The organism is Gordonia sp. 'Campus' (genome assembly GCF_022206305.1).
Taxonomy (GTDB): domain Bacteria; phylum Actinomycetota; class Actinomycetes; order Mycobacteriales; family Mycobacteriaceae; genus Gordonia.
The window spans coordinates 1-22,763 of the sequence record NZ_JAKOIW010000033.1; the positions used below are offsets into that span (position 1 = coordinate 1).

Genomic DNA, 22,763 nt, shown 5'->3' on the forward strand with positions numbered 1-22,763 from the left:
GGCGGGAGGGACGGCAGGCAGATGATGATGCACTGCTGCGGCGGAGGGGTGGGGCGCTTCGACGACGACGATGACGATGACGACGAGGAGGACGAGCCGGACTTCGGCGTACTGGGTTTGCTCGAACTGCTGGACGGCTTGCGCTTCATCTCGGGGATCGGATCGGTCGGCATGACCCCGGTGGCATAGGCGCCGGCCCAGCCCAGGACGTTGGCGACGTACTCCATCGACCGGTTGTACCGCAGCACCGCCGAGACGCGCGTGCCCTCGCTCATGATGTCGGTGACGCCCGCGCAGAGGTATCGCCCGGCCGAATAGGTGGCGTCGAAGATGTTGTTGGGATCCGACTTGCCGTCTCCGTTGGCGTCGGAACCCCAGGACGCCCACGTACTCGGGATGAACTGCATCGGCCCCATGGCGCGGTCGTGCCCGGCGTCGCCGTCGATACGTCCGCCGTCGGTGTCGCGGATGACCGCGTTGCCCGCCAGTGATCCGTCGAGCACCGGGCCGGCGATCGGATTGATGGTGGTGCCGAACTGATCGACCGAGCCGTTGCTCGCATGGTTCGACTCGATGCGCCCGATACCCGCGAGCAGGAACCAGGGGAGCTTGCACTGCGCGCTTTCCGCGCCGACGCGACTCGCCGCCAGCTTGTACGCCTGCAGGACGACCCCGGGTATCCCCAGCGGTCCGGACGGCAGGTCGTTGGCCAGGCGGAACTGCGCGGCGGGTAGGGCGGCTGCGGGCTTCTCGGCAGGCGGGGCGAACCCGAGGAGGGCCACCGGCGATCCGGGAACGACCTCGGCGACGACGAGCGGCGCCTCGGGTTCGGCGGCGCGAACGGCCACCCCTCCGCCGTGCGCGCTGGAGGTCGCGGTCCCGAGGACCAGCGCACCGACCAGGACGCCTCCCGCCACGACGGTCGTCGCACGACGAGGGAAGTGGGAGGGCCGACGCGGACCGCGGCGCCGCCGGACGATGTCGAGCGGCCTCATCTGGGTCCTCCGCCGATGCTTGCGACCCGGGGGTCATCCGGCATGACCCCGGGACACTGCTCGATCGCATGTACCCGGATCACCTGTACTCCGTTGTCAATCCACACACTTGCCCCCGAGAACGCGGCGAGTCCACACTGGCGGCCCAGGTCCAGAGCCCGCCGAGCGGATGTCACGGACGGTCTGTCATGTCGGGATCGACACCGTCCGAACTGTGACCCACCATACATATTGGGTCTGACGTCCCAGACACGAACTCCACTATTGACGTCAGAGATCGAATCGCCGGCGCGTCGCGGAAAGTTACCGGCGTCGCCGGCGGCCGGTGATCACCGGGTCCGGTCTCGTCGCGACGAGCCCTCTGCCGACTCGTCATCACCCGGCGTCGCCAGCCGTTCGACGAGTTCGTCGAGCAGGTCGTCGAGTTCCTTGCGCAGATAGTCCCGGGTCACGGTGTCGCCGACGGCGATGCGGACGGCGGCGAGCTCGCGCGCGAGGAACTCGGTGTCGGCCTTGGTCTGTGCCGCCCGCAGCCGGTCCTCCTCGAGGGCGACGCGGTCACGGTTCTCCTGACGGTTCTGGGCCAGCAGGATCAACGGCGCCGCGTACGCGGCCTGCGTCGAGAACGCGAGGTTGAGCAGGATGAACGGGTACGGGTCCCACCTGATGGTCACCGCGACCAGGTTCAGTGCGATCCACACGATCACGATCACCGTCTGTATGGCGAGGTAGCGGCCCGTGCCGAGGAACCTCGCCACGCGCTCGCTGTACATCCCGACGACGTCGGAGTCGAGATTGAACGAGATCGTCCGACGCGTGCTGGGAGTGTCGAGTTTGCGTCCCGGTTCGCTCATCGGATGATGTCCCCGCCGGGTCCGACGGCGTCCTCGGGCTCGGTCTCACGCCAGTCGCGCGGCAGGATCTCGTCGAGCAGATCGTCCACGCTCACGGCGCCGAGCAGGTGCCCGGATTCGTCGACCACGGGTCCGCAGACCAGGTTGTAGGTCGCGAAATAACGCGTCATCGTCTCCAGTGAGTCCTCGGGGTGCAGTCGGGCGAGGTCGGTGTCGACGATCCCGCCGACGAGCTGGGCCGGGGGTTCCCGCAGCAGCGCCTGCAGGTGCACGCAGCCGAGATACTTGCCCGTGGGCGTCGCGGTCGGCGGCCGCACCACGAAGACGACGCTGGCCGCGGCGGGGGTGAGGTCGGGGTTGCGAACCCGGGCGAGGGCCTCGGCGATCGTCGTCGACGCGGTGACGATGATCGGTTCGGAGGTCATCACACCGCCGGCGGTGTCGGGGGAGTGCAGCAGCAGGCGGCGCAGGGGCTCGGATTCCTCGGGATCCATCTCTTCCAGGAACGCCTCGGCCTCGGTGTCGGGGAGCTCGCCGAGGAGGTCGGCGGCGTCGTCGGGGTCCATCGCCTCCAGGATGTCGACGGCGCGGTCGCGTCCGAGCGCGGCGAGCAACTCCTTCTGGTCGTCGGGCGGGAGCTCCTGGAGCACGTCGGCCAGACGTTCGTCGTCGAGGGCGGAGGCGATCTCGGCGCGGCGCTTCGAAGGAAGCTCGCGCAACGCGTTGGCGACGTCTGCGGGGCGCATGCCCTCGAACTGCAGCAGCGCCTGGGCGACTCCTTGACCCGGCAGATTGAGTGCGCTCTGGGTGATCCCCTGGACACTGGACCACTCCACGACGTGGGTCTCGTGGCGGCGGCGGAGTCCGCGACGGCCGGCGCGAACCGCGACGCGCGAGACGACCCAGTCCCGGGTGCGGGTGCGTTCGATGCCCAGGTCGATGACCGTGACGTCGGCGTCGGCGAGTTCGGGAAGGTCGGGGTCGACGACACGGACGCGGGTGTCGAGGATCTGGCCGATCGCGAGCGCCTCGCCGGGACGCAGGTGCAGGCGCCGCAGACTGACGGTGCCCGTGTTGAGTGCGACCGCCTGGGGTTCGATGGCGGTGACACGCAGCATCGGCACGAAAATCCTACGGCGCGTGGTCAATTCGACGGCGAGACCCAATGCGCGCGGCTGCTGCCCGGATAGCCGGATCGAGATCACCACGTCGCGGACCCGGCCGATCGATTCGCCGTCGGGACCAAGGACGGCCAACCCGACTAATCTGGCCACGAACACCTTGCTCACCGACGACATGGGAGTAAGGGTAGTGCCATCGGTCCGCGCCGACGCCGACGGCAACGGTGGATGTCGGCAGCGCAGATGGCGAACCAGACGACGGGAAGGTACGAAATGACGAATCCCATGCGCCCGAGCCGCGAGACGCCCGGGCTGCCGACACCGCCCAAGGGCTGGCCGATCGGTTCGTACGGAACCTACGCCGAGGCCCAACGCGCGGTCGACTACCTGTCCGACGAGAACTTCACCGTCGAGGACGTCACGATCGTGGGCGTCGACCTGATGCAGGTCGAGCGCGTCATCGGGCGGCTGACGTGGGGCAAGGTCATCGGTGGCGGCCTCGTGTCCGGCGCGTGGCTCGGGTTCTTCTTCGGCTGCCTCGTGGCGCTGGTGTTCACCGGTTCGCCCATCGCGCCGATCCTCGTCGGCATCGTCGGCGGCATGGTCTTCGGTGTGATCTCGGCGACCATTCCGTATGCCGCCACGCGCGGACAGCGCGATTTCGCGTCGACGATGCAGTTGGTCGCAGGCCGCTACGACGTGCTCTGCGATCCGAAAAGCGCAGAGAAAGCACGGGACATGCTCACCCGTCTGACCTTCTAGGTCGGGTCCCGCCCCCCGGACACGGACCGATCACAATCGGTCTCGGAGTGGCACGCCCATGCCGAATGTGTTGCATGTCACGAATCCTCACGTATAGCGTTGCACTTCGGACGCTCACGGCGGAGCACCTCGTGGGCAGCGCCGCGTACGACATCGAGGAGGCTGCGTGCGGAGCAGGACCAGCACTGATGGATTCGGTACCGGGGGATTGACGAGGCGCGGATCTACGAGGCGCATGAGACGGAAGGTCGTGGCCGCAGCGGTGGCCGCGGCGGCGATGCTGCCCGTGCTGTCCGCCTGCGGCTCGGGATATGAAGCGGGCGTACTCAATTTCTATCCGCCCGCGGACGGCGCGGACACCTTCGCCGAGATCGGCGACAAGTGTTCGGCGGACTCCGGTGGCGCCTACAAGGTCGTGACGACGCCGCTGCCGAAGGGCGCCGACGATCAGCGCCTGCAGCTGGCACGACGCCTCGCGGGCAACGACACCGGGCTCGACCTCATGGGCATGGACGTGGTGTGGACCGCCGAATTCGCCGATGCGGGCTGGATGGTCCCGGTCCCCGACGCGATGGCGACTGAGGTCTCCGCGCGCACCCTGGGCGGCCCGCTCGACACCGCCGTGTGGAAGACCGACGACGACGAGCGCGAACGTCTCTACGCCATCCCGTTCTCCACCAACACCCAATTGCTCTGGTATCGCCCGGATGTGCTCGCCGACAAGGTCGATCGCCGACGCCCCGCGTCGACCTGGGACGGCATGCTCGACGACGCACTCGTCAGCGGACGCAACGGCGGACCGACCTACATCATGGTGCAGGGCAGGCAGTACGAGGGCCTGATGGTGTGGTTCAACTCGGTGCTCGCCAGCGCCGGTGGGCAGATCGTCGACCCGGATGACCCCGACAAGGTCACGCTCAACGACACCCCCGAACACCGTGCCGCGACCGTCCGTGCGCTGGAGACGCTCAAGCGTGTCGCCACGGCGCCGGGCGCCGATCCGTCGCTCACCAACTCCGACGAGGGCGCCGCGCGTCTGGGTATGGAGAGCGGCGAGGCGCTCTACCAGGTCAACTGGCCCTTCGTGTTCGCCGGTATGCGCGAGAACGCGGTCGCGGGAAGTGTTGCGTTCCTGGATCTCACGCAGTACGCCGGGCTCTACGCCGACACCGCCAACCCGCCGACCTCGGAAGAGGTCGTGCCGCTGAACCGGCAGATGCAGCGGGTCTTCGACTTCGCGCCGTATCCGGGCTTCCAGGGTCTGCCGACGAAGACGACCCTCGGCGGGATCAACATCGCCGTCGCGAGCACGTCGAAGCAGCAGGACCTGGCCTTCCAGGCCGCCGAGTGCATCACCAGCGAGGCGGGCCAGAAGGCTTTCTCGTTCAGCGCAGGTCCGCCGCCGGTCATCGAATCCATCTACGACGACGCCGATTTCCGCCTCGCCTACCCGATGGCCGACGAGATCAAGCGACAGCTCGAACCAGAACATGCCGCGCTCCGGCCGAAGTCGCCCGACTACCAGGCGATCTCGACCCTGCTGCAGGCCAAGCTGAGCCCGGTCGGCGCATGGGAGCCGGAGGCTCTCGTCGACCAGCTCGCCGAAGCGGTCCAGAAGGCCATCGACGGGGAAGGGTTGGTTCCGTGAGCGACAACACGACACCCGGGGACGACAACCGGGCCGGCGGTGATCAGACCGGAGACGAGGCGCGGTTCCGTGCCGGGCGGCACGCGCTGCCCGACGATGCGCCGGCGCAGACCGGACCGATCCCGATCGTGGGCGACACCCCTCCGGTGCAGTCCGATCAGGTGTGGACCCCGCCTGCGGGTGGGCGGCACGACGCCGGCCCGCCGGTGAGTGGCGCCGCTCCCGCGGCGCATCCCGGAACAATCGGAACAACCGGATCAGCCGGAACCGCGGGCGCCACCGCTGTCGCGGAACGTCCTCGTGCCGAGGCGGCTCCGGCCGCACCGCGCAAGCGCAGCGAGGGCAAGACCGCCGAACGCCGGCTCGCCTTCTGGCTCGTCGCGCCCGCGGCACTGATGATGCTGCTGGTCACCGGTTACCCGATCCTGTACGCGGTCTGGCTCTCGCTGAACAAGATGAGTCTCTCGGCGCCGGGTGAGCGGGAATTCGTGTGGTTCGACAACTACGCGACCGTGCTGACCGACAACTATTGGTGGACGGCGTTCTCGGTCACGGTCGGCATCACCGTCGTCTCGGTGATCATCGAACTCGTCCTGGGCATGGCGATCGCACTGGTCATGCACCGAACGATCTTCGGACGCGGCACGATTCGCACCGTCGTCCTCATCCCGTACGGCATCGTGACGGTCGCGGCGGCGTTCTCGTGGTACTACGCGTGGACACCGGGAACCGGTTACCTCGCCAACCTGTTGCCCGACGGCACCGCTCCGTTGACCGAACAGTGGCCGTCGCTGGCGATCATCGTTCTCGCCGAGGTCTGGAAGACCACGCCGTTCATGGCGCTGCTCCTGCTGGCCGGACTGGCCCTTGTACCCGACGATCTGCTGAAGGCCGCGCAGGTCGACGGCGCCGGTGCCTGGACGAGGTTGTGGCGCATCATCCTTCCGTTGATGAAGCCGGCGATCCTGGTCGCGCTGCTGTTCCGCACGCTGGACGCATTCCGCGTGTTCGACAACATCTACGTCCTCACCAGTGGGTCCAACAACACCTACTCGGTGTCGATGCTGGGTTACGACAACCTGTTCGGCGCATTCAATCTCGGGGTCGGATCGGCCATCTCGATCCTGATCTTCCTGTGCGTCGCGATCATCGCGTTCGTGTTCATCAAGGGGTTCGGCACCGCCGCACCGGGTTCCGACGACGAGGGGAGGTAAGCCGTTGAATACGAGCGGAAAGTCCAAGGCGTGGTGGTCGATCGCCAACATCCTGGTGATCCTGTACGCACTCATCCCGCTGCTCTGGATCATCAGCCTGTCGTTCAAGCCGGCGAGCAGCGTGACCGACGGCAAGTTCTGGCCGAGCGAGTTCACCCTCGACAACTACCGGAGCATCTTCGAGACGAGTGCCTTCACCTCGGCGCTGATCAACTCCATCGGCGTCGGGCTGATCACCACGGTGATCGCGGTCATCCTGGGCACCATGGCCGCCTATGCGGTGGCGCGCCTGGAGTTCCCGGGTAAGAAGCTCCTGATCGGCGCCGCGCTGCTGATCGCGATGTTCCCGCAGATCTCCCTCGTCACACCGCTGTTCAACATCGAACGCCGCCTCGGACTGTTCGACACGTGGCCCGGCCTGATCCTGCCGTACATCACGTTCGCGCTGCCGCTGGCGATCTACACGCTCTCCGCGTTCTTCCGGGAGATCCCGTGGGAGCTGGAGAAGGCCGCCAAGATGGACGGCGCCACCCCATGGCAGGCGTTCCGCAAGGTCATCGCCCCGCTCGCCGCACCCGGCGTCGTGACAGCCGCCATCCTGGTGTTCATCTTCGCCTGGAACGACCTGCTGCTGGCCTTGTCGCTGACCTCGACCGAACGCGCGATCACCGCCCCGGTGGCCATCGCGAACTTCACCGGCGCATCGCAGTTCGAGGAACCCACGGGGTCGATCTCGGCCGCCGCGGTGATCATCACCATCCCCATCATCATCTTCGTCCTCTTCTTCCAACGTCGAATCGTGGCCGGTCTGACCTCCGGCGCCGTGAAGGGATAACCCATGGCAGACATCGTTCTGGACAACGTCTCCAAGCAGTATCCCGACGGCTCGACGGCCGTACACGGGGTCGACATCGAGATCGCCGACGGCGAGTTCGTGATTCTGGTGGGCCCGTCGGGCTGCGGAAAGTCGACGACGCTCAACATGATCGCCGGCCTCGAGGACATCTCGGGCGGCGAGTTGCGGATCGGCGGCGAGCGGGTCAACGAGCGCGCGCCCAAGGACCGCGACATCGCCATGGTGTTCCAGAGTTACGCGCTCTACCCACACATGTCGGTCCGCGAGAACATCGCCTTCCCGCTGACCCTCGCCAAGATGTCGAAGGATGAGATCGCGGCGAAGGTCGACGAGGCCGCTCGCATCCTCGACCTGGGGCAGTACATGGACCGCAAGCCCGCCAACCTGTCCGGCGGCCAGCGGCAGCGGGTGGCGATGGGCCGCGCGATCGTGCGCTCGCCCAAGGCGTTCCTGATGGACGAGCCGCTGTCGAACCTCGATGCCAAGCTCCGTGTGCAGATGCGTACCGAGATCTCGCAGCTGCAGCAGCGGCTCGGCACCACCACGGTCTACGTCACCCATGATCAGACCGAGGCCATGACACTCGGCGATCGCGTGGTGGTGCTGCGCAGCGGTTACGTGCAGCAGATCGGCACGCCGCAGGAGCTCTACAACAACCCGACGAACGTCTTCGTGGCCGGCTTCATCGGTTCACCGGCGATGAACTTCCTGCCGGGGCGTCTCGGTTCGGACGGCATCGAGACGCCGATCGGTACCGTCGTCCTCGACGATCACCGCGCGGTGGTCTCGCGCGCCGGTGACGTCGGCAGCAGCGGTGACGTCCGCGAGGCCCTGGCCGAGTTGTCGGCGGACTCGGGTACCGACTTCGGCAGTCAGCTGATCGCCCGGTTGTCGCCGGACTCGAAGGTGACCCGCGGGACCACCGCAGAACTGTTCTACGACGCCTCGAAGATCGCTGTGTTCGATCAGAGTTCGGGAGCATCGCTGCGCGTCCGTTAGGCGACGATGTGGCCCCGCAGGCGTCGGCTCAGCGCCGACGCCTGCGGGAGTGGTCGAGCAGTTCGTCGAAGACGTGCTCGTCCCAGATGTGCCTGCGCACCAGCCGATATCGCTCGCATGCGACCCACATGTAGAGTTCGGCGTCGCTCTCGAGATCGGGCCGGATTCCAGCGCGACGCGCCATGCGCACGACCGGCAGGAACTCCTCACCGAACCAGCGCCGGGCGGTCTCGGTGCGGCTGAGGAATTCGCCGATCTCCTGGCTGAGGCGGAATCCCCAGGCCTCGACGTTCTCGGCGAGTTCGGCGTAGTCGAAGGGGTCGGTCAGGCGGATGGCCTCGGACTGCGAATTCTCGAGCGGCACCCGGGAGAGGAACAGTCGGCGATGGTCTTTGAGGATCAGGTCCGATGTCGCGTTGATCCCCTCGGGTGAGATCCGCGTGTGGATGAGGGTGACGTAGGCGTCGATCGTGGCCCAGTTCCGCGCGATCGCGATGGAGACGCGGTGGTGGCCATCGATGACGAAATGCATCGACCCGATGCGATAGAGCTGCACCGGCGGCACGGACTCGCCGCGGAGCTGCGCCGCGGCCAGGCGTTGCCAGCGTTCCCGCCCACGGGACGAGGTGGGCCGGAAGTAGCGGTCGAAGTCCTTGGTCCGGTCGACACTGCCGACGATCGAGGACACCTCGACGACCTGGAGTCCGAGCGCGGTCTCCCCGGTCCGGCCGAGCGCGGCGACGACTTCGTCGAACGGCAGGATGGTGTTGACGTCGGCGGGTTGACGCATGAACCACTGCGCCAGGCGCGCCCGCTCGGCCTGGCGTCGTAGGCGGGTGAAGTCGTTTTCGGCATCCGCGTCGGGAAATCCGGTGTCACGCACCATGTCTGCGCCTCACGATGTCGACCTCCCGGGTCGCCGGATCGATGTCGAACTGACAGTAGCCGACGACGTTCATCGAGGTCGTCGATCCGCCGATGGGCAGGTCCGGGGGTGTGGTGCCGAACGGGTGGACGTGACCGTGCACGAGCAGGGTCGGGCGCAACGACCGGACCAGCGGGTGGAAACAGTCGAACCCGCGGTGGGGGAGGTCATCGCCGTCGCCCACGCCGCGGGCCGGGCTGTGGGTGAGGAGGATGTCGGCGTTGCGCGTCGAGGACAGGGCAGCGGTACACCGCAGTCTCAGCGACCGCAGCCGCTGCTGGGCGTCGGTGTACTGGTTGGTGCCGCCGTTGTAGCGGCGGCTGCCGCCGAGCCCGCTGATGCGAAGTCCCGCGACCGTCACCGTCCGGCCGTCGGCGTTGACGGCGCCGCACGGGCCCGGGTCGGCCGCGGGGAGTCCCGCGCGGGTCCAGCCGGTGCGACCGCGGTGATAACCCCGCAGGTCCCGGTCGTGATTGCCGGGCACGAACACACACGGTGCGTCGCACAGGGACGACAGGATCTCGAGGTACTCGAAGGGCAGGTCGCCGGCACCGAGGATGAGGTCGGGACGGGAGTCGATGCCCACCCCGAAGGTGAGGGAATCCACCACCTCGTCGGCGACTGCCAGAACCCGGACCATGGTTCCAGGCTAGATCAGCCCCGTGACCGCCTGGTGCGGGTCGGTAGCCTGTGGGATGTGAGCGAAGCGGTGACCGATGTCGTCGGACGATTCCTGGAAGACCGGCTCGAGGTGCCACCGCAACGGGCGTCGGTGACCTTCCTCGGGGTGGAACCCATCGACGTGCTGCGCTTCGTGACACCGGATGCGACGCCGGACGATCAGCTCGTCTACGTCACCTCGGGGTGTTCCCGCCATCCGATGTCCGACCCCACCGATCTCCACGCCGATCCGGTACGCGGCCCGCGCGCCGAACTGGTCGTCCGGATGCGGGCCGGCACACCGCTGCCGGGTCTGCACACACGCATGGCGACGATGGCCGCGGCACCCGCCGTGGAAGGCCTGATCCTCGCCGCCGACGCGCTGATCGACCTCGGCGAGCCCCTCTGGGACGGTGCGGCATTCACCGCCGTATTGCTCGAGGACGACGAGCTCGGTGCCGTCGGACTGGCCGAACCGATGGACCCGGTCCGACTGTTGCGTGCGGTGCCGATCACCGCGAACGAGGCGGCCTGGGTCCGTCTCAAGGGCGCCGACGCGCTACGGGACGCGTGGCGAGAGGCCGGTATCGACGTGACCAGACCCGACCGGACCGCGGCCACCCCGAGCTGACCCGCCGCCTGCGGCCCGCGACCGATCCGGAACGAGGTTTCGGAACGAATGACCGGGGGAACGATTGAGCACGGGGGAGGCGCTGCCTCCTCGACAGGCACGGTTGGTCTGAAGGGTGAGGTTGCATGAATGAACGCGGAGCAGGAACCGTCCGGATGGCTGTACGGCGGTGGGCGGCGTGACGTTGACCTCCTCCTCGTCGTTCACCCCGACCGCCGGTCCGAAGATCACCCGGTCCGACCCGGCGGTCTACCTTCCGCAGCAGGACACCCAGCTGCTCATCGACACCATCACCGAACTCGGCGTCGTCGGAGCGCGAGTCCTTGACCTGTGCACGGGCAGCGGCGCCATCGCGATCGCCGCCGCGCGTCTTGGCGCGGCGGAGGTCACAGCGGTCGACGCCTCGGCCGACGCCGTTGCCTATGCCCGGAACTCCGCCGCCGAGGCGGGCGTGGATGTGACCGTCGTCCACGGCGACCTCGTCCGACACGTCGGGCGTTACGACCTCGTCACCTGCAATCCGCCGTACGTGCCGACCCCGCCGATGTCCGAGGCGGCACTGCATCCCGCCGGACCGTCGCATGCGTGGGACGCCGGAGTCGACGGCCGTGCCGTCCTGGACCCGTTGTGTGCGCGCGTACCCGACCTGCTCGTCCCGGGTGGCACTTTCGTGCTCGTGCACTCGGAGTTCGCCGACGAGGACGCGTCCCTTCGGGCGCTGCGTGCGGGTGGACTGACCGCCGAGATCGTCGCCGAACACCTCATCCCGTTCGGTCCGGTGCTCTCCGCCCGGGCGGAATGGCTCGAGCAGTGCGGGCAGCTGGAGCGCAATCGTCGCGTCGAGCGATTGGTCGCGATCGCAGCTGTCGCGCCCGGTCGCCCGGAGGGACGCTCGTGACCCCGCCGAAACGCACGTCGGTCCGAGTGACGCGCGGGGGACCGGTCCTGGTGTCCGGGCCGGTGGACATCGAGCTTCCCGACGGCGCGTGCGTGACATCGGACCGCTTCATGGTGGCGGTGTGTGCCTGCGGCCGCAGCAAGAACTATCCGTTGTGCGACACCAGCCATCGCAAGAAGCGTCGTCGCACGGCCGACTGAGCCGGAGAAAACAGCAGAAACAGCGGACGCGCCGGAGCGCCTCTCGGGATCAGATACCCGGAAAGGCGCTCTCTCCGTGTTCCCAGGCCGACACCACGTGCTGGTCCAGCGCGTCCTCGACGAACAGGAACGCCCGGATCCCGAAGATCACGTCGGCCTCGGTCTCCGGCTCGGTGCGGATCAGGTCGCCCACCACGTCGGTGCGCAAAATCTGTTCGTGCACCGCATCCGCTTCGACGTGCTCGCGGTAGAACCGGCGGCAGGCTTCCGGCGCATCGAGCTGGTCGAGCCCGGCGAGCAGCCGTTGTGATCCGGGCGATGACGTGATCTCGGTGGCGGCGAGGTGGCCGACCGCGGCACCTCGGTAGCGACGGTGCAGCCCGAACAGCGACATGAGGTTCACCGGCGTGAGCGCGACACCGGGCGCGGTGTCGAGGTAGCCGAGGTAGTCATCGCGGAGCTCGGCCGCGCGCAACAGGTCGGCGAAGAGTTCCTGGTGCACCGCGTCGCCGCGGCCGCCACCGAACTCGTCGAACTCGACGGCGACGAAGGCGGCCTTGGCGTGCCCGCGCAGACGGGGGATCGCCCACGCGTGCGGATCTGCCTCCTTCAGGTGGTAGAGCGACCGCAGCGCGAACATCTGCCGGTACTGCTCCCAGGTCCCCGCGTCCCGCAGGCGGTAGGACACACCGTCACCGTCGGGGTTCTCGATGCACAACTCGTCCATCTCCCGGCCGACCGTGTCACCGTCGGCGATGGCGGGAACGTCGCGGTGCAGGGCGGTGAGGAAGTGTCGTTCCAGTTCCCCCCGCAGCGACAACAGGGCCGGGTGCCACTCCCATGCGGTGTCGGCATCGGTGAACCCCACGTAGTGCATCTCGTAGCACAGGTAGAGGGCCAGCTGCAGGTCGTCGCCGTACGGTTCGGCATCGGCCACGGAGATGTCGGGGATGACCGCGGGGCCGGGGTCGCTGCGCAGCAGCGTGATCACGGCGTCCGACAGGGGACCGCGCGCAGTCGGGAGGCTCGGACGTCGGAACGTCGGGTCGTCCATCGCAACGTCGACCATCGCAACGTCGACCATCGGGTCAGCTGACACCTGTGAGTCCTCCTGTCGTGTCCGGGCGTCCGGCACCGCGAAGCTGTGGGTGCGGACGTTCCCGAGTAACCGGATCGGGCGCGGTGCAAACCCCGGACCACGACCGCGGTCTGTGACCGTCGTCCCAGCTTAGGCCAGGCGGCTCAGCCGAGCGCCGCGCGCAGTTCGCGGTCCAGCGAGACCCGGACGAGCGCGGCGGCCAGCGCCTCGGGACGTCCGTCGGCGAGGTCCGCCAGTCGGGCCGGATCGTCGGGAAGGCCGAGGTCGCGGGCAGCGGCGAGCGCACGCTTGTCGAAAAACGGTGTCGCCCAGTCCCACACCGACTGGACCTCGCGCAGGAAGATGTCGGCCCCGACCGGACCTATTCCGGTGAACCCCTGCAGCAGTTCCGCGGCGCGGGCGGGGTCGTACCCGGCCTCTTCGGCGAGACCACGCAGGTCGCCGTCGTACTCGTCGAGAACCCGCTGCGCAGCTTGGCCGAGGCGGGTGGCAGTGCTCTCGTCGTAGCGGACGTAGTGGCCGCGTCCCAGGGCGTCGACCAGGCTCTGCCATCTGGCCGCTTTCATCTTCTCCGGTGTGCGATAACCCGCCGTGAACAGTTCGCGCGCTGCCGCGACGGCGATGTCCGCCGAGATCCGCGTGCTGAGCAGCAGGGCGAGTACCAGCAGCTCGAACAGTGGTGACGGCGTGTTCTTCAGAGTGATGCCGGCATCCTCGGCGTAGGTCCGGCCGGCACGGTCGAGCAGGATGCGGGCCGTGCCGGCGGCATCGTCCGTGCGGGTCATCGCGACTCCTCATGTCGTCTGATCGGAGAGTGTGTCGAGATCGGCTACCCGACGCGGTGCCCGGGCAATCCTGCACGTGCGCGGCGGGTCACAGCCAGTGACTGCGCCGGAAGACCACGAACAGCAGGGCGCAGAGTGTGACGAGCGCACCGAGGACGACCGGGTAACCCCACTGCTGATGCAATTCGGGCATGTGGTCGAAGTTCATCCCGTAGATGCCTGCGACCATCGTCGGCACGGCGGCGATGGCCACCCATGCCGAGATCTTGCGCATGTCGGTGGACTGCTGGATGCCCACCTTGGCCGCGGCGGCCTGCAGCAGCGAGGTCAGCAGTTCGTCGTATTCCAGGACGCGGTCCACCACCGTGGTGAGGTGGTCGGCAACATCGCGAAATTGGCGACGAATCTCTTTCGGCACCAATGGATTACCAGACACGGTCAAGCTCTGCAGCGGTGCGGTCAGAGGTGTCACCGCGCGTCGGAGTTCGAGGACCTCGCGACGCAGCAGGTACACCGGGTCGATGTCGAGTGCATGGCCCTGCCTGCCGAAGACCACCTCTTCGATGGCCGCGACGTCGACGTCCATCCGGTCGGTGACCGCGAGGTAGGTGTCGACGACCTTGTCGGCCACGGCATGGAGGACCGCCGTAGGGCCCAGGGCCAGGCGCTCCGGCAGCGCTTCGAGGCGGCGTCGGAGCGCGGAGAGCTCCGTGTGCTCGCCGTGCCGCACGGTCACCACGAAGTCCGGGCCGGCGAACACCATGATCTCGCCTGTCTCGACCACCTCGCTGGCCTTCGCCATCGACTCGTGCTCGACGTATTGCACCGTCCGAAGCACCAGGAACTGCGTGTCGTCGTACACCTCGAGCTTGGGTCGCTGGTGAGCGACCACCGCGTCCTCGACGACGAGCTCGTGCAGTCCGAATGTCTCCCCGACGGCGGCCATCTGGGCGTCGTCGGGGGCGTGGAGCCCGACCCATACGAATCCCTCGCCGGTCGCGCGGACGTGTGCGAGTCCATCGGTGTAGCTGAACCTGCCGGGCTGGCGATGCCCGTCGACGTAGACCGCGCAGTCGACGACGGCCCGCGCCACGGGGACACGGATCGTGGGGATCGGGCGGCGCTCACGGCGCGGAGACAACCCGCGCGGACCTGGCCGGGGCATCGAGGGCACGAGTGCTGATGCTACCCGCGATGGGCGATGCGGCCCGTGTCACGAGGCGGGATACGGTGGCGGGGTGGGTAAACGTGCTGTCCGCAAACGCCTTGTCGGGGTCGCCGGTCTGCTGGTCGTACTGGCGGTGGTGCTGGCCGGATGCGCCGACGACGCGTCCGCGCCGCCGCGAGGGATCGTGATCGGCTCGTCGGAACAACCGGCGATGCGCGTGATGGCGGAGGTCTACGCCGGCGCGCTGCGCAATGCGGGCAGTGTCGTCTCCGACGACCAGTTGCGTGGAGACCCGCAGACGCTTCTCGGAGAGATGGACCGTACCGCCCTCGACCTGTTTCCCGCGTTCACCGGCGAGCTGCTGACGCTGCTCGCACCGTCATCCACCGCCGTCGGTGCCGAGGACGTCTACAAGGACGTGAATCGCTCTCTGCCGCAAGGGGTGTCGGTGGGCGACGAGACACCGGTGTCGGCGGCTCCGCAGATCTTCGTGTCGACGACGCTCGCCGGCGACGCCGAGGCCACCGATCTCGACGACTGCACCCGGCTCCCGGCCGGGCTCCCGGTGATCGCGGTGTCCCGCCCCGACGCCGCGACGATGCGCGCGTTCGCCGACGCGGGGTGCCGTTTCGGTCCGGTGGAACTCGTCGCCACGAGTGACGAGGTGCTGGGCCGGACCGCGGCGGGCACCGCTGTCGGAATGCTGACACCGCTCGACATCGCGGGCGAGGACGCCGACGGCGCGTCGTCGGAGGTTCAGGCGCTGCGCAACTCGGCCGGTGGCGGCGACACCGCGGACAATCCGCCCGCGGGTGCGCCGCCGTCGACCTCGGTCGCGGCCCCGGCGTCGGGGCCGCGCGCCGAGGTGCTCGTGCCGGTCTTCCGGTCCGCGGCCTTCGGCCGGGATCAGGTCAAGACGATGAACAAGGTCGCCGGTGAGATCACCACCGCCGACCTCGCCACCATGGCCGCCCGCGTCGAGGCGGGTGCGGACCCGCGCGACGTCGCCCTCGCGTGGCTCGGAGAGCACGGACTCTGACGCGCCGGGTGCACCCGCTCGGTTCGCCGCGGGGAGGGCCTACTTCGCCTTGGAGAGCGCCCAACCGGTGATCTTCGCCGACACCCACTGGTACTTGGAGGCGACGAGCCGGACCGCGAGGTCGAGGATCTTCGCGTCTGTGCCCACCAGGATGCGTGCCTTGTTCTTGCGCACACCCTCGATGATCACGTCGGCGGCGTCCTCGCTCGTCATGCGTGCGAGGTAGCGGTCGAAGAGCGCGGCGGTGGCCTTCTGGTCGTGATCACCGGACACGGTCGCGTTGCGCGCGATCGCGGTCTTGATCCCACCCGGGTGTACACACGACACCTGGACCGGATACTTGGCGATGATCATCTCCTGGCGCAGGGCCTCGGTGAAGCCGCGGACGGCGAACTTCGCGGAGTTGTACGCCGCCTGGCCGGGTTCGGCCAGCAGGCCGAACAGCGAGGACGTGTTGACGATGTGCCCGTCTCCGGAGGCGATGACATGCGGCAGGAATGCCTTGGTGCCGTTGACGACTCCCCAGTAGTCGACATCCATCACCCGTTCGATGTCCTTGAACTCGGTGCGTTCGATCTCGCCGTGGTGGGCGATGCCGGCGTTGTTGAAGACCACGTTCACGACGCCGAAATGGTCCTTGACGGTGTCGGCGTAGTCCAGGACGGCCTCGCGCTCGGCGACGTTGAGCAGTTGCGCGTGGACCTCGGCTCCGGCTTCGCGCACCAGTTTCTCGGTGACGGCCAGACCGTCCGGGGTCACATCGGAGATGGCCAGCCGGGCACCGTGCCGAGCGAGTTTGACCGCGATGTCGCGTCCCATACCCGAACCGGCGCCGGTGATCACGACGACCTTGCCGCGAAAGTCCTTCATGTTGTTCTCCTGCCTCAGGCGTTGACGGTCGTGGGGTGATCGGCATCCGAGCCCGCGGACGAGCCGCCGGCGTCCGGCGCAGCCGAGACGGCGGGGCGTCGGGCACCGCGCGTCACATCGTAGGCAGCGATGTCGAAGTGCCGGGTGGTCTGGCGGAACGCGAACGTGAAACCGGGCCACAGTGTGGTGATGTTCCCGTTGGCATCCTTGTACCAGGAGGCGCAGCCGCCGTTGACCCAGACGCTGTTGCGGAGCTTGTGCTGGATCCCGGCGTTGAACTCCTGCTGCGCGGAGAGCTTCACCTCGGTTCGGGTGATGCCCGATGCGCGAACGGTTTTCAGGTAGTCCACGAGGTAGTTGAGCTGGGACTCGATCATGTACACCATCGAGGTGTGGCCGAGACCCGTCGAGGGGCCGACCATGAGCATCATGTTGGGGAACCCGTGGACGAACGACCCCTTGTAACCCTGCATGCCGATCTCGTCCCACACCTGCGCCAGGCTGCGACCGTCCTTGCCGATGATCTTCTCGAACACGGGGGAGTCGGTCACATGGAAACCGGTGGCGACGACGATGACGTCGACCTCGCGCGTGGTCCCGTCCCTCGACACGATCCCGGTGGGGGTGATGCGGTCGATGCCGTCGGTCACGAGATCGACGTTGGGCCGAGCGAGGGCCGGGTACCAGTCGTTGGACCGCAGGATGCGCTTGCAGCCGACCTGGAAGGTCGGGGTGGCCTTGCGGCGCAGCTCGGCGTTGCGGCCGATTCCGCGCAAGATGTTCGCGCGGCACAGCAACTCGACCGGCTTGAGTGCCTTGGGCGAGTAGGTGAGACCGAAGGCGACGGCCTCGTTGGCGGCGTAGATTCCGCCGCGGACCGCGGACTGGTAGCCGGGGACGTTCTTGTAGGCCCAGTGCTCGGCTGCGGTGTAGGGACGCTCGGTGCGGGGCACGATCCAGGGTGCGGTGCGCTGGTAGACGTCGAGACGGCCGGTGACCTTGGCCAGCTGGGGAACGAGCTGGATGGCCGAGGCGCCCGTCCCGATGACCGCGACGCGCTGCCCGGAGAAATCGTGGTCGTTGTCCCAGCGGGCGGAGTGCACGATCTTGCCCTCGAAGGAGTCGATGCCCGCGATGTCGGGGAGATTCGGTTCGCACAGCGGTCCGACGCCGCCGACCATGACGCGCGCACGGATCTGCTCGGTTTCACCGTTGCGGAGGGTGTCGATGATCCAGCGACCCTCGTCCTCGTTCCACTCGGTGCGGGTGACCTCGGTGCCGAAGCGGGACTTGGCCGCGATGCCGTGCTTGTCGGCGACCCCGTTGATGTAGTCGTGGATCTCGGGCTGATGCGAGTACGACCGGGACCAGGTCGGATTCTTGGCGAACGAGAAGGAGTAGAGCTGAGAGGGAACGTCGCACGCGGCGCCGGGGTAGGTGTTGTCACGCCACGTGCCGCCGAAGTCGCTGCCGCGGTCGAGGAGTACGAAGTCGTCGAAGCCGTTCTGCTTGAGACGGACCGCGGCACCCAGACCCGAGAAGCCGGCACCGATGATGGCGATCTCTACATCGTTCGTTGTCATGATGTCACCATAAGGGTGGTACTGAACACGTGTCAATAGCTATTGAACGAGACTCAATAAGAGTACGGTGGTTGACGAGTCCCTACGAGAGGAATGCCCACCGTGTCGGTGATCGACGACAAGCATGCTGGTGACGATCCTGGTGCCGGCAACCACGCCGGTGAGCGGCGGACCGGCGCGAAGGGGGCCGAGGACAAGGGCGCGGGTCACAAGCGCACCCGGATGAGCCCGGAGGCGCGACGCGATCAACTGATCGAATTCGGTCTCGCCATGGTCGGCGAGCGCCCGCTCGAGGACATCACCATCGACGCCATTGCCGACGCGGCAGGCGTGTCGCGTGCGCTGCTGTTCCACTACTTCGCGTCGAAACAGGATTTCCACGTGGCCATCGCCCAGGCCCAGGCCGACCGGATGCTCGCCCGCACCGAACCGGACCCGTCGCTCGGGGACCCCCTCGTCATCCTCACGGCGTCGATGTCGGAGTTCGTCGACTATGTGAGCGAGAACCGGACCGCCTATACGACGCTGATCCGCGGGGCGTCGAGTTCCGACTCGGCGATGCGGGAGGTCTTCGACCGGACTCGGGAGGTGATGGTGGGCCGGGTGCTCGATCACGCTCCCGCATTCGGCGTGGAGGTGACGCCGTTGGTGACCATCAGCGTGCACGGCTGGATCGCCTTCGTCGAGGAGACCACGATCCGTTGGCTGACCTCGGACACGGTGAGCCGTGACGAGTTGTTGCGTCTGATCACCGCGGCACTGCCCGCGCTGGCCGCCGCGACCCAGTAGGTGTCGACCCAGTAGGTGCCGATCCAGTAGGTGTCGACCCGGTAGTGCTGGGGGCGGGGTCAGACCCGACGGCCCGCAGGTCCGCCGGCCACGGGTACCGCTCGCCGATTCAGCAGCAGGCCCAACCCGACCATGCCGACGCCGAGCACGAAGTGCAGCCAGTTGTCCGCGGTGTTGACCGGTACGAAGTTGGCCGCGCTGTTGTGGTCGATGACCATGCCGTAGACCCAGAGCACCAGGTAGATGGCACCGCCGGCCACCAGATAGAGGAACGATCCCCGGGCCGTGCGCGACATGAGGATACCGGCGACACCGAACAGCAGGTGGACGATGTTGTGCAGGATCGACACCTCGAAGATGCCGAGCAGTGCCGCATCCGTGTGATGGCCGGCGAAGGTGAGGGTGTCGTAGCCGGTGGTGATCCCCGGGATGAAGCCCAGGACGCCGACGACGAGAAACACCACGCCGACCGCCAGTGCGGCGAGCCGGATGGGTGGACGGGTGGTTCCGCGATTCGCAGTTGTCATGACGATCGACCTCCGGGGAGTGCTTGGGTCGTCGCGGCCAGGGCTTGAACCACGGGGCTTGGACCACGGGGCTCGAACCACGGGGCTCGACCACGGCTTTCGGTGCGTACGGGATAGCCACCCCGGCGAACCGTCAAACCATCGCGAAGCGGCGCTCGACGGATCAGAGCCCCACGGCGCGCGGAGAGCCGGTGCCGTCGTCGATCTCGCTCTCGGTAGGCTCGCCGGACGGGGCAAATGCGGCGCCCACGCGCAGTGTCTGCACGACCTCGTCGACGAAGCCCCGGATGGTCCGGTGTGCGGTGAGGGTGTCGGGGTGCCGGGTGCGGATGGCGAGCCCCTGGTCGGTTCGTGAGATCCAGAACTGGGCGTCGTCGGCGGTGGTCGCGTTCGAGATGTGGTGGGCGTCGATGGCTGCGTGTCGCCGGGCTCCGGGCAGGAGCCGGTAGTCGACGTAGGACACCATGAAGATGTCGGCACGGTCGTGCCGGAGGCCGCTCATCGCCGCGATCACCTGCGGGACGGGCACCTCGCCGAGCCGGACGGCCCGGCGCAGGTCCGGGCCGACGCGACGAATGGTCTCCACGAGGTCGCCGGTGCTCACCACCCGCAGCGGGGCGTTGGTGGTGAACCAGCCGACAGCGTTGCGCCACTGTTCATCTCGACGGGTGTGCATCGGGAACAGCAGGGCCAGCTCCGGGCCGCCGCCGCACCGACGCACGGCGTCGGCCATGGCGGCGAGAGTGCCGCCGAACAGGCTGGAGCCGTTGCGGCGGCAGAGGTCGTCGAACCGTGCGGTGGCGGCCGGTCCGAGCAGCGTGCGCACCTCAGATGCCTGGGGCGCGATCTCGCCGACGGCAACGCCCAGGTCGAGCGGGAAGGTCGGCAGCGCGCCGTCGCGGTCGTCGAAGAAGCGCAGCCATCCCCGCATCCGCGGGTCGCCGGGCCCGATCGGCGCGGCCTGCGATTCGGCGTCGCAGAAGTCCACGAAGTCACCGGTCATCGGGAGTTCTGCGCTGTCGAACGATCCGGGGCGCCGACGGAATCCGTCGTAGAGCCGATGGAGGTCGTCGATGACGATCGAGATCGAATAGGCATCGACATGGCAGTGGTCGAAGCCGCAGATGATGGTCGATGTGTGGTCGCGGTCGATGGCTGCGAGCAGGTAGGCGGAGGGGCCGAACGGATGGCAGGCGGCGTCGAGGGCCTCGCGGAGTCGATCCCGGATCTCGGTTCCGCACGAGGAGTCGACGATCGTCTGCGCTCGCAGTTCGAGATGGCGCGGGTCGTGGACGGACCTCTCGACCCCCTCGGTGCCCACGGCGAACGACGAGCGCAAGGTGCCGTGCCTGTCGATCAGCGCACGATAGGCGAGCCCGAGGGCCGCGCGGTCCACTCGTCCGTCGACGGTGAACGCGGCCGCGAGCCAGGTACTCGCCTCGCCCGCCGCGGCCAGGTGCACCGCCTGGTTGAACGACGGCGGGACCGGGGACGGACGCGGGGCCGCGGAAGTCTGCACGGCCCAGGAGAGAAGCTCCCCGCCCGCGGGGCTGTACCGATCGATCGTGGTGACGTGCACGGTTCAGGCCCCCATGCGCAGTTGTCGGGCCCCGAGGACTCCGACGCTGTCCGGGGCCACTATCGGCCGATCGCCGTCGCGGACGACGTCGGCGAAGATCTCGCGCAGATGGTCGTAGTAGGCCCCGGCCCGGGACAAGGCCAAGGGCGTGTCGGGGACCTGGCTGCCGAGGTACAACTCGTCGTGATCGCGATTGATCCACGCCGACGCGTTCGCCGTCCGTCCCTCCCCGGTGAAGAGCGACCCACGCCGGAAGGCGTCGCGGGCGGCCCCGGGAAACCACCGGAAGTCGATGTACGACAGCAGGTTCGGCGCGGTGATGATCTCGTCGGGGGTTGCCCCGGCCGCCGCGATCGCGGCCAGGGCGGCGGCGACCGGCACGGTGGCGAGATCGCGCGCCCGGCGGCGTGCGGCGTTGGCCGCCGGGATCAGCTCGGCGAACGTAGCAGCGTCCGTGATCGGGAACTCGACCGGCGCGAAGTTGCAGAACCAGCCCTGGGCGGTGGCGAAACCGTCGAGCGCGGCCCGGGTGTTGAACACGGTCATCCCGTAGTAGTCGTCGGTACCTGCCATCTCGCGGTCGGCGATGGCGAGGGCCGCGTAGATGCCGTCGACGAAGCGGCCGCCGGCCGCTCGGCAGACCGCATCGAACGCGGTGATCGACGGGCCGTCGAGCAGGGTCAGTTCGATGCCGGTCACCTGGGCGGTCTCGCCCGGACCCAGGCCCAGATCGAGGGGGAACCGGGGCATCTGCAGGTCGTGGCGGAGGAAGACGTCCTGCCAGGCGCGGGTGAGGGGCGTCTCGCCGAGGTGCTCGCTCGTCATGGCCTCTTCGATGCGGGCGTAGTCGAAGTAGCCGGGCGGTACGTATTCGTCCTCGCGGTCTCGGTCCTCACGCCCACCCGCGCCGTTTCCGGAAACGAGCTCGTCGTAGAGCTGGGCGATCTCGTCGAGCGCGAGCGCCTGCGAGGCACCGTCGGACAGCGCGTGGTCGCACGCCAGGTAGATCGCGAAGCCGCCCGGCCGGCTGATCGCGCCGAAGGCGAAGCCGGGGAAGGCGTCGCTGGACGTCTCGCGGTCGAACCGGTCGGTGATGTAGGGATGGATGTCCTCGGTGCGCGTCAAGTCGTCGCCGACGGTCGCCTCGAAGTCGATCTCCACCGGATCCACGACGTGCGCGACGACCTGCCCGTCCCGACATGAGAACCAGGTCCTCAGCGCCTCGTGCCGACGAACGAAGGTCGCGAGCGCGCGTCCCAGGGCGGCGAGGTCGAGGTCCCCGTCGATCTCGGTTCCCGACCCGAGATATCCCCGATGCGTCCGACCGGCGGCGCGGGCCACGGCCGCCCCGCGAACGTGGTTCTGTGTCAGGAAGGTGACGGGACCGGGATGCGCGGGTGCCCGGCGGGAGGCCTCTCGGCAGCGCTCGGTGGGATCGAAGCGCACGGCGGTTCCCGGTTGCGGACGCCAATGTCCCATGGCCGTGATTCTCATCGGATCTCCTCGTCGGGTTCGGCAGCTTGCGGTGCCGGTGACTGTCAGGGGGTGAGCTGGGCGAGCG

The 22,763-nt window shown here is 68.2% G+C and carries 23 protein-coding genes; 10 read left to right on the top strand and 13 right to left on the bottom strand.

Annotation, left to right across the window (positions count from 1 at the left end; genetic code table 11):
- From MAY35_RS22265 to MAY35_RS22275, 3 genes are all read right to left on the bottom strand, one after another.
- Window positions 1–995 (bottom strand): lytic transglycosylase domain-containing protein (locus MAY35_RS22265; RefSeq protein WP_238423468.1); only part of this gene is annotated, 995 nt, incomplete at its 3' end.
- Between the two features lie 329 nt (window positions 996–1,324).
- Window positions 1,325–1,849 carry a DUF1003 domain-containing protein gene (locus MAY35_RS22270; protein WP_238423469.1) on the bottom strand — a complete coding sequence of 175 codons (525 nt, stop codon included), beginning with the start codon at window positions 1,847–1,849 and terminating at the stop codon, window positions 1,325–1,327.
- Window positions 1,846–3,147: a magnesium transporter MgtE N-terminal domain-containing protein gene (locus MAY35_RS22275; protein WP_238423470.1), complete on the bottom strand. Its 1,302-nt coding sequence runs from the start codon at window positions 3,145–3,147 to the stop codon at window positions 1,846–1,848. Before MAY35_RS22275 ends, MAY35_RS22270 begins: the two co-directional genes overlap by 4 nt.
- 96 nt (window positions 3,148–3,243) lie before the next feature.
- On the opposite strand from MAY35_RS22275, the gene MAY35_RS22280 reads away from it, so the two are divergent.
- From MAY35_RS22280 to MAY35_RS22300, 5 genes are all read left to right on the top strand, one after another.
- Entirely contained in the window at window positions 3,244–3,732 is a 489-nt protein-coding gene (locus tag MAY35_RS22280) for a general stress protein (RefSeq protein ID WP_238423471.1), read from the top strand.
- Window positions 3,733–3,967: 235 nt separating this feature from the next.
- Window positions 3,968–5,380, top strand: coding sequence for an extracellular solute-binding protein (locus MAY35_RS22285; protein WP_238423472.1), 1,413 nt, complete (start codon window positions 3,968–3,970; stop codon window positions 5,378–5,380).
- A complete protein-coding gene (locus MAY35_RS22290) occupies window positions 5,377–6,594 on the top strand; it encodes a sugar ABC transporter permease (RefSeq protein WP_308192492.1) in 1,218 nt (405 codons plus the stop codon). The genes MAY35_RS22285 and MAY35_RS22290 overlap by 4 nt, the downstream gene beginning before the upstream one ends.
- A 4-nt stretch (window positions 6,595–6,598) precedes the next feature.
- Complete coding sequence (locus tag MAY35_RS22295; protein WP_014926300.1) at window positions 6,599–7,429, top strand: carbohydrate ABC transporter permease; 831 nt, start codon at window positions 6,599–6,601, stop codon at window positions 7,427–7,429.
- 3 nt (window positions 7,430–7,432) lie between these two features.
- Window positions 7,433–8,449: an ABC transporter ATP-binding protein gene (locus tag MAY35_RS22300; RefSeq protein ID WP_238423473.1), complete on the top strand. Its 1,017-nt coding sequence runs from the start codon at window positions 7,433–7,435 to the stop codon at window positions 8,447–8,449.
- Between the two features lie 28 nt (window positions 8,450–8,477).
- Here MAY35_RS22300 and MAY35_RS22305 read toward each other — a convergent pair whose 3' ends face one another.
- Together MAY35_RS22305 and MAY35_RS22310 are read right to left on the bottom strand one after the other, a co-directional pair.
- Entirely contained in the window at window positions 8,478–9,335 is an 858-nt protein-coding gene (locus tag MAY35_RS22305; RefSeq protein ID WP_238423474.1) for a chromosome partitioning protein ParB, read from the bottom strand.
- Complete coding sequence (locus MAY35_RS22310) at window positions 9,325–10,014, bottom strand: metallophosphoesterase (RefSeq protein ID WP_238423475.1); 690 nt, start codon at window positions 10,012–10,014, stop codon at window positions 9,325–9,327. Before MAY35_RS22310 ends, MAY35_RS22305 begins: the two co-directional genes overlap by 11 nt.
- A 57-nt stretch (window positions 10,015–10,071) precedes the next feature.
- Here MAY35_RS22310 and MAY35_RS22315 point away from each other — a divergent pair, with 57 nt between their 5' ends.
- The 3 genes from MAY35_RS22315 to MAY35_RS22325 all read left to right on the top strand — a co-directional run bounded on the left by MAY35_RS22315 (window position 10,072) and on the right by MAY35_RS22325 (window position 11,763).
- Complete coding sequence (locus tag MAY35_RS22315; RefSeq protein ID WP_238423476.1) at window positions 10,072–10,665, top strand: suppressor of fused domain protein; 594 nt, start codon at window positions 10,072–10,074, stop codon at window positions 10,663–10,665.
- Between the two features lie 178 nt (window positions 10,666–10,843).
- Window positions 10,844–11,563, top strand: coding sequence for a HemK2/MTQ2 family protein methyltransferase (locus MAY35_RS22320; RefSeq protein WP_238423477.1), 720 nt, complete (start codon window positions 10,844–10,846; stop codon window positions 11,561–11,563).
- Window positions 11,560–11,763: a CDGSH iron-sulfur domain-containing protein gene (locus tag MAY35_RS22325; protein ID WP_238423478.1), complete on the top strand. Its 204-nt coding sequence runs from the start codon at window positions 11,560–11,562 to the stop codon at window positions 11,761–11,763. The genes MAY35_RS22320 and MAY35_RS22325 overlap by 4 nt, the downstream gene beginning before the upstream one ends.
- 49 nt (window positions 11,764–11,812) lie before the next feature.
- On the opposite strand, the gene MAY35_RS22330 is transcribed toward MAY35_RS22325, so the two are convergent.
- The 3 genes from MAY35_RS22330 to MAY35_RS22340 all read right to left on the bottom strand — a co-directional run bounded on the left by MAY35_RS22330 (window position 11,813) and on the right by MAY35_RS22340 (window position 14,812).
- Window positions 11,813–12,832, bottom strand: coding sequence for an iron-containing redox enzyme family protein (locus tag MAY35_RS22330; RefSeq protein WP_238423498.1), 1,020 nt, complete (start codon window positions 12,830–12,832; stop codon window positions 11,813–11,815).
- 173 nt (window positions 12,833–13,005) lie between these two features.
- Window positions 13,006–13,647 (bottom strand): endonuclease, encoded by a 642-nt coding sequence (locus tag MAY35_RS22335; RefSeq protein WP_238423479.1) that lies wholly within the window; start codon window positions 13,645–13,647, stop codon window positions 13,006–13,008.
- Between the two features lie 88 nt (window positions 13,648–13,735).
- Window positions 13,736–14,812 (bottom strand): magnesium and cobalt transport protein CorA, encoded by a 1,077-nt coding sequence (locus tag MAY35_RS22340; protein WP_245404416.1) that lies wholly within the window; start codon window positions 14,810–14,812, stop codon window positions 13,736–13,738.
- Window positions 14,813–14,885: 73 nt separating this feature from the next.
- Here MAY35_RS22340 and MAY35_RS22345 point away from each other — a divergent pair, with 73 nt between their 5' ends.
- Complete coding sequence (locus MAY35_RS22345) at window positions 14,886–15,854, top strand: glycine betaine ABC transporter substrate-binding protein (RefSeq protein ID WP_238423481.1); 969 nt, start codon at window positions 14,886–14,888, stop codon at window positions 15,852–15,854.
- Between the two features lie 39 nt (window positions 15,855–15,893).
- Here the strand turns inward: MAY35_RS22345 and MAY35_RS22350 are convergent, their stop codons facing one another.
- Complete coding sequence (locus MAY35_RS22350; protein ID WP_238423482.1) at window positions 15,894–16,724, bottom strand: SDR family oxidoreductase; 831 nt, start codon at window positions 16,722–16,724, stop codon at window positions 15,894–15,896.
- A 14-nt stretch (window positions 16,725–16,738) separates the two neighbouring features.
- Window positions 16,739–18,307 carry an NAD(P)/FAD-dependent oxidoreductase gene (locus MAY35_RS22355; RefSeq protein ID WP_238423483.1) on the bottom strand — a complete coding sequence of 523 codons (1,569 nt, stop codon included), beginning with the start codon at window positions 18,305–18,307 and terminating at the stop codon, window positions 16,739–16,741.
- 222 nt (window positions 18,308–18,529) lie between these two features.
- On the opposite strand from MAY35_RS22355, the gene MAY35_RS22360 reads away from it, so the two are divergent.
- Window positions 18,530–19,096 (top strand): TetR/AcrR family transcriptional regulator, encoded by a 567-nt coding sequence (locus MAY35_RS22360; protein ID WP_238423499.1) that lies wholly within the window; start codon window positions 18,530–18,532, stop codon window positions 19,094–19,096.
- Between the two features lie 59 nt (window positions 19,097–19,155).
- Here MAY35_RS22360 and MAY35_RS22365 read toward each other — a convergent pair whose 3' ends face one another.
- The 3 genes from MAY35_RS22365 to MAY35_RS22375 form a co-directional block, all read right to left on the bottom strand.
- Window positions 19,156–19,623: a DUF4383 domain-containing protein gene (locus MAY35_RS22365; RefSeq protein WP_238423484.1), complete on the bottom strand. Its 468-nt coding sequence runs from the start codon at window positions 19,621–19,623 to the stop codon at window positions 19,156–19,158.
- Window positions 19,624–19,786: 163 nt separating this feature from the next.
- Window positions 19,787–21,202 carry a condensation domain-containing protein gene (locus tag MAY35_RS22370; protein ID WP_238423485.1) on the bottom strand — a complete coding sequence of 472 codons (1,416 nt, stop codon included), beginning with the start codon at window positions 21,200–21,202 and terminating at the stop codon, window positions 19,787–19,789.
- Between the two features lie 3 nt (window positions 21,203–21,205).
- Window positions 21,206–22,696: a condensation domain-containing protein gene (locus tag MAY35_RS22375; RefSeq protein WP_238423486.1), complete on the bottom strand. Its 1,491-nt coding sequence runs from the start codon at window positions 22,694–22,696 to the stop codon at window positions 21,206–21,208.
- Window positions 22,697–22,763: the final 67 nt, after the last annotated feature.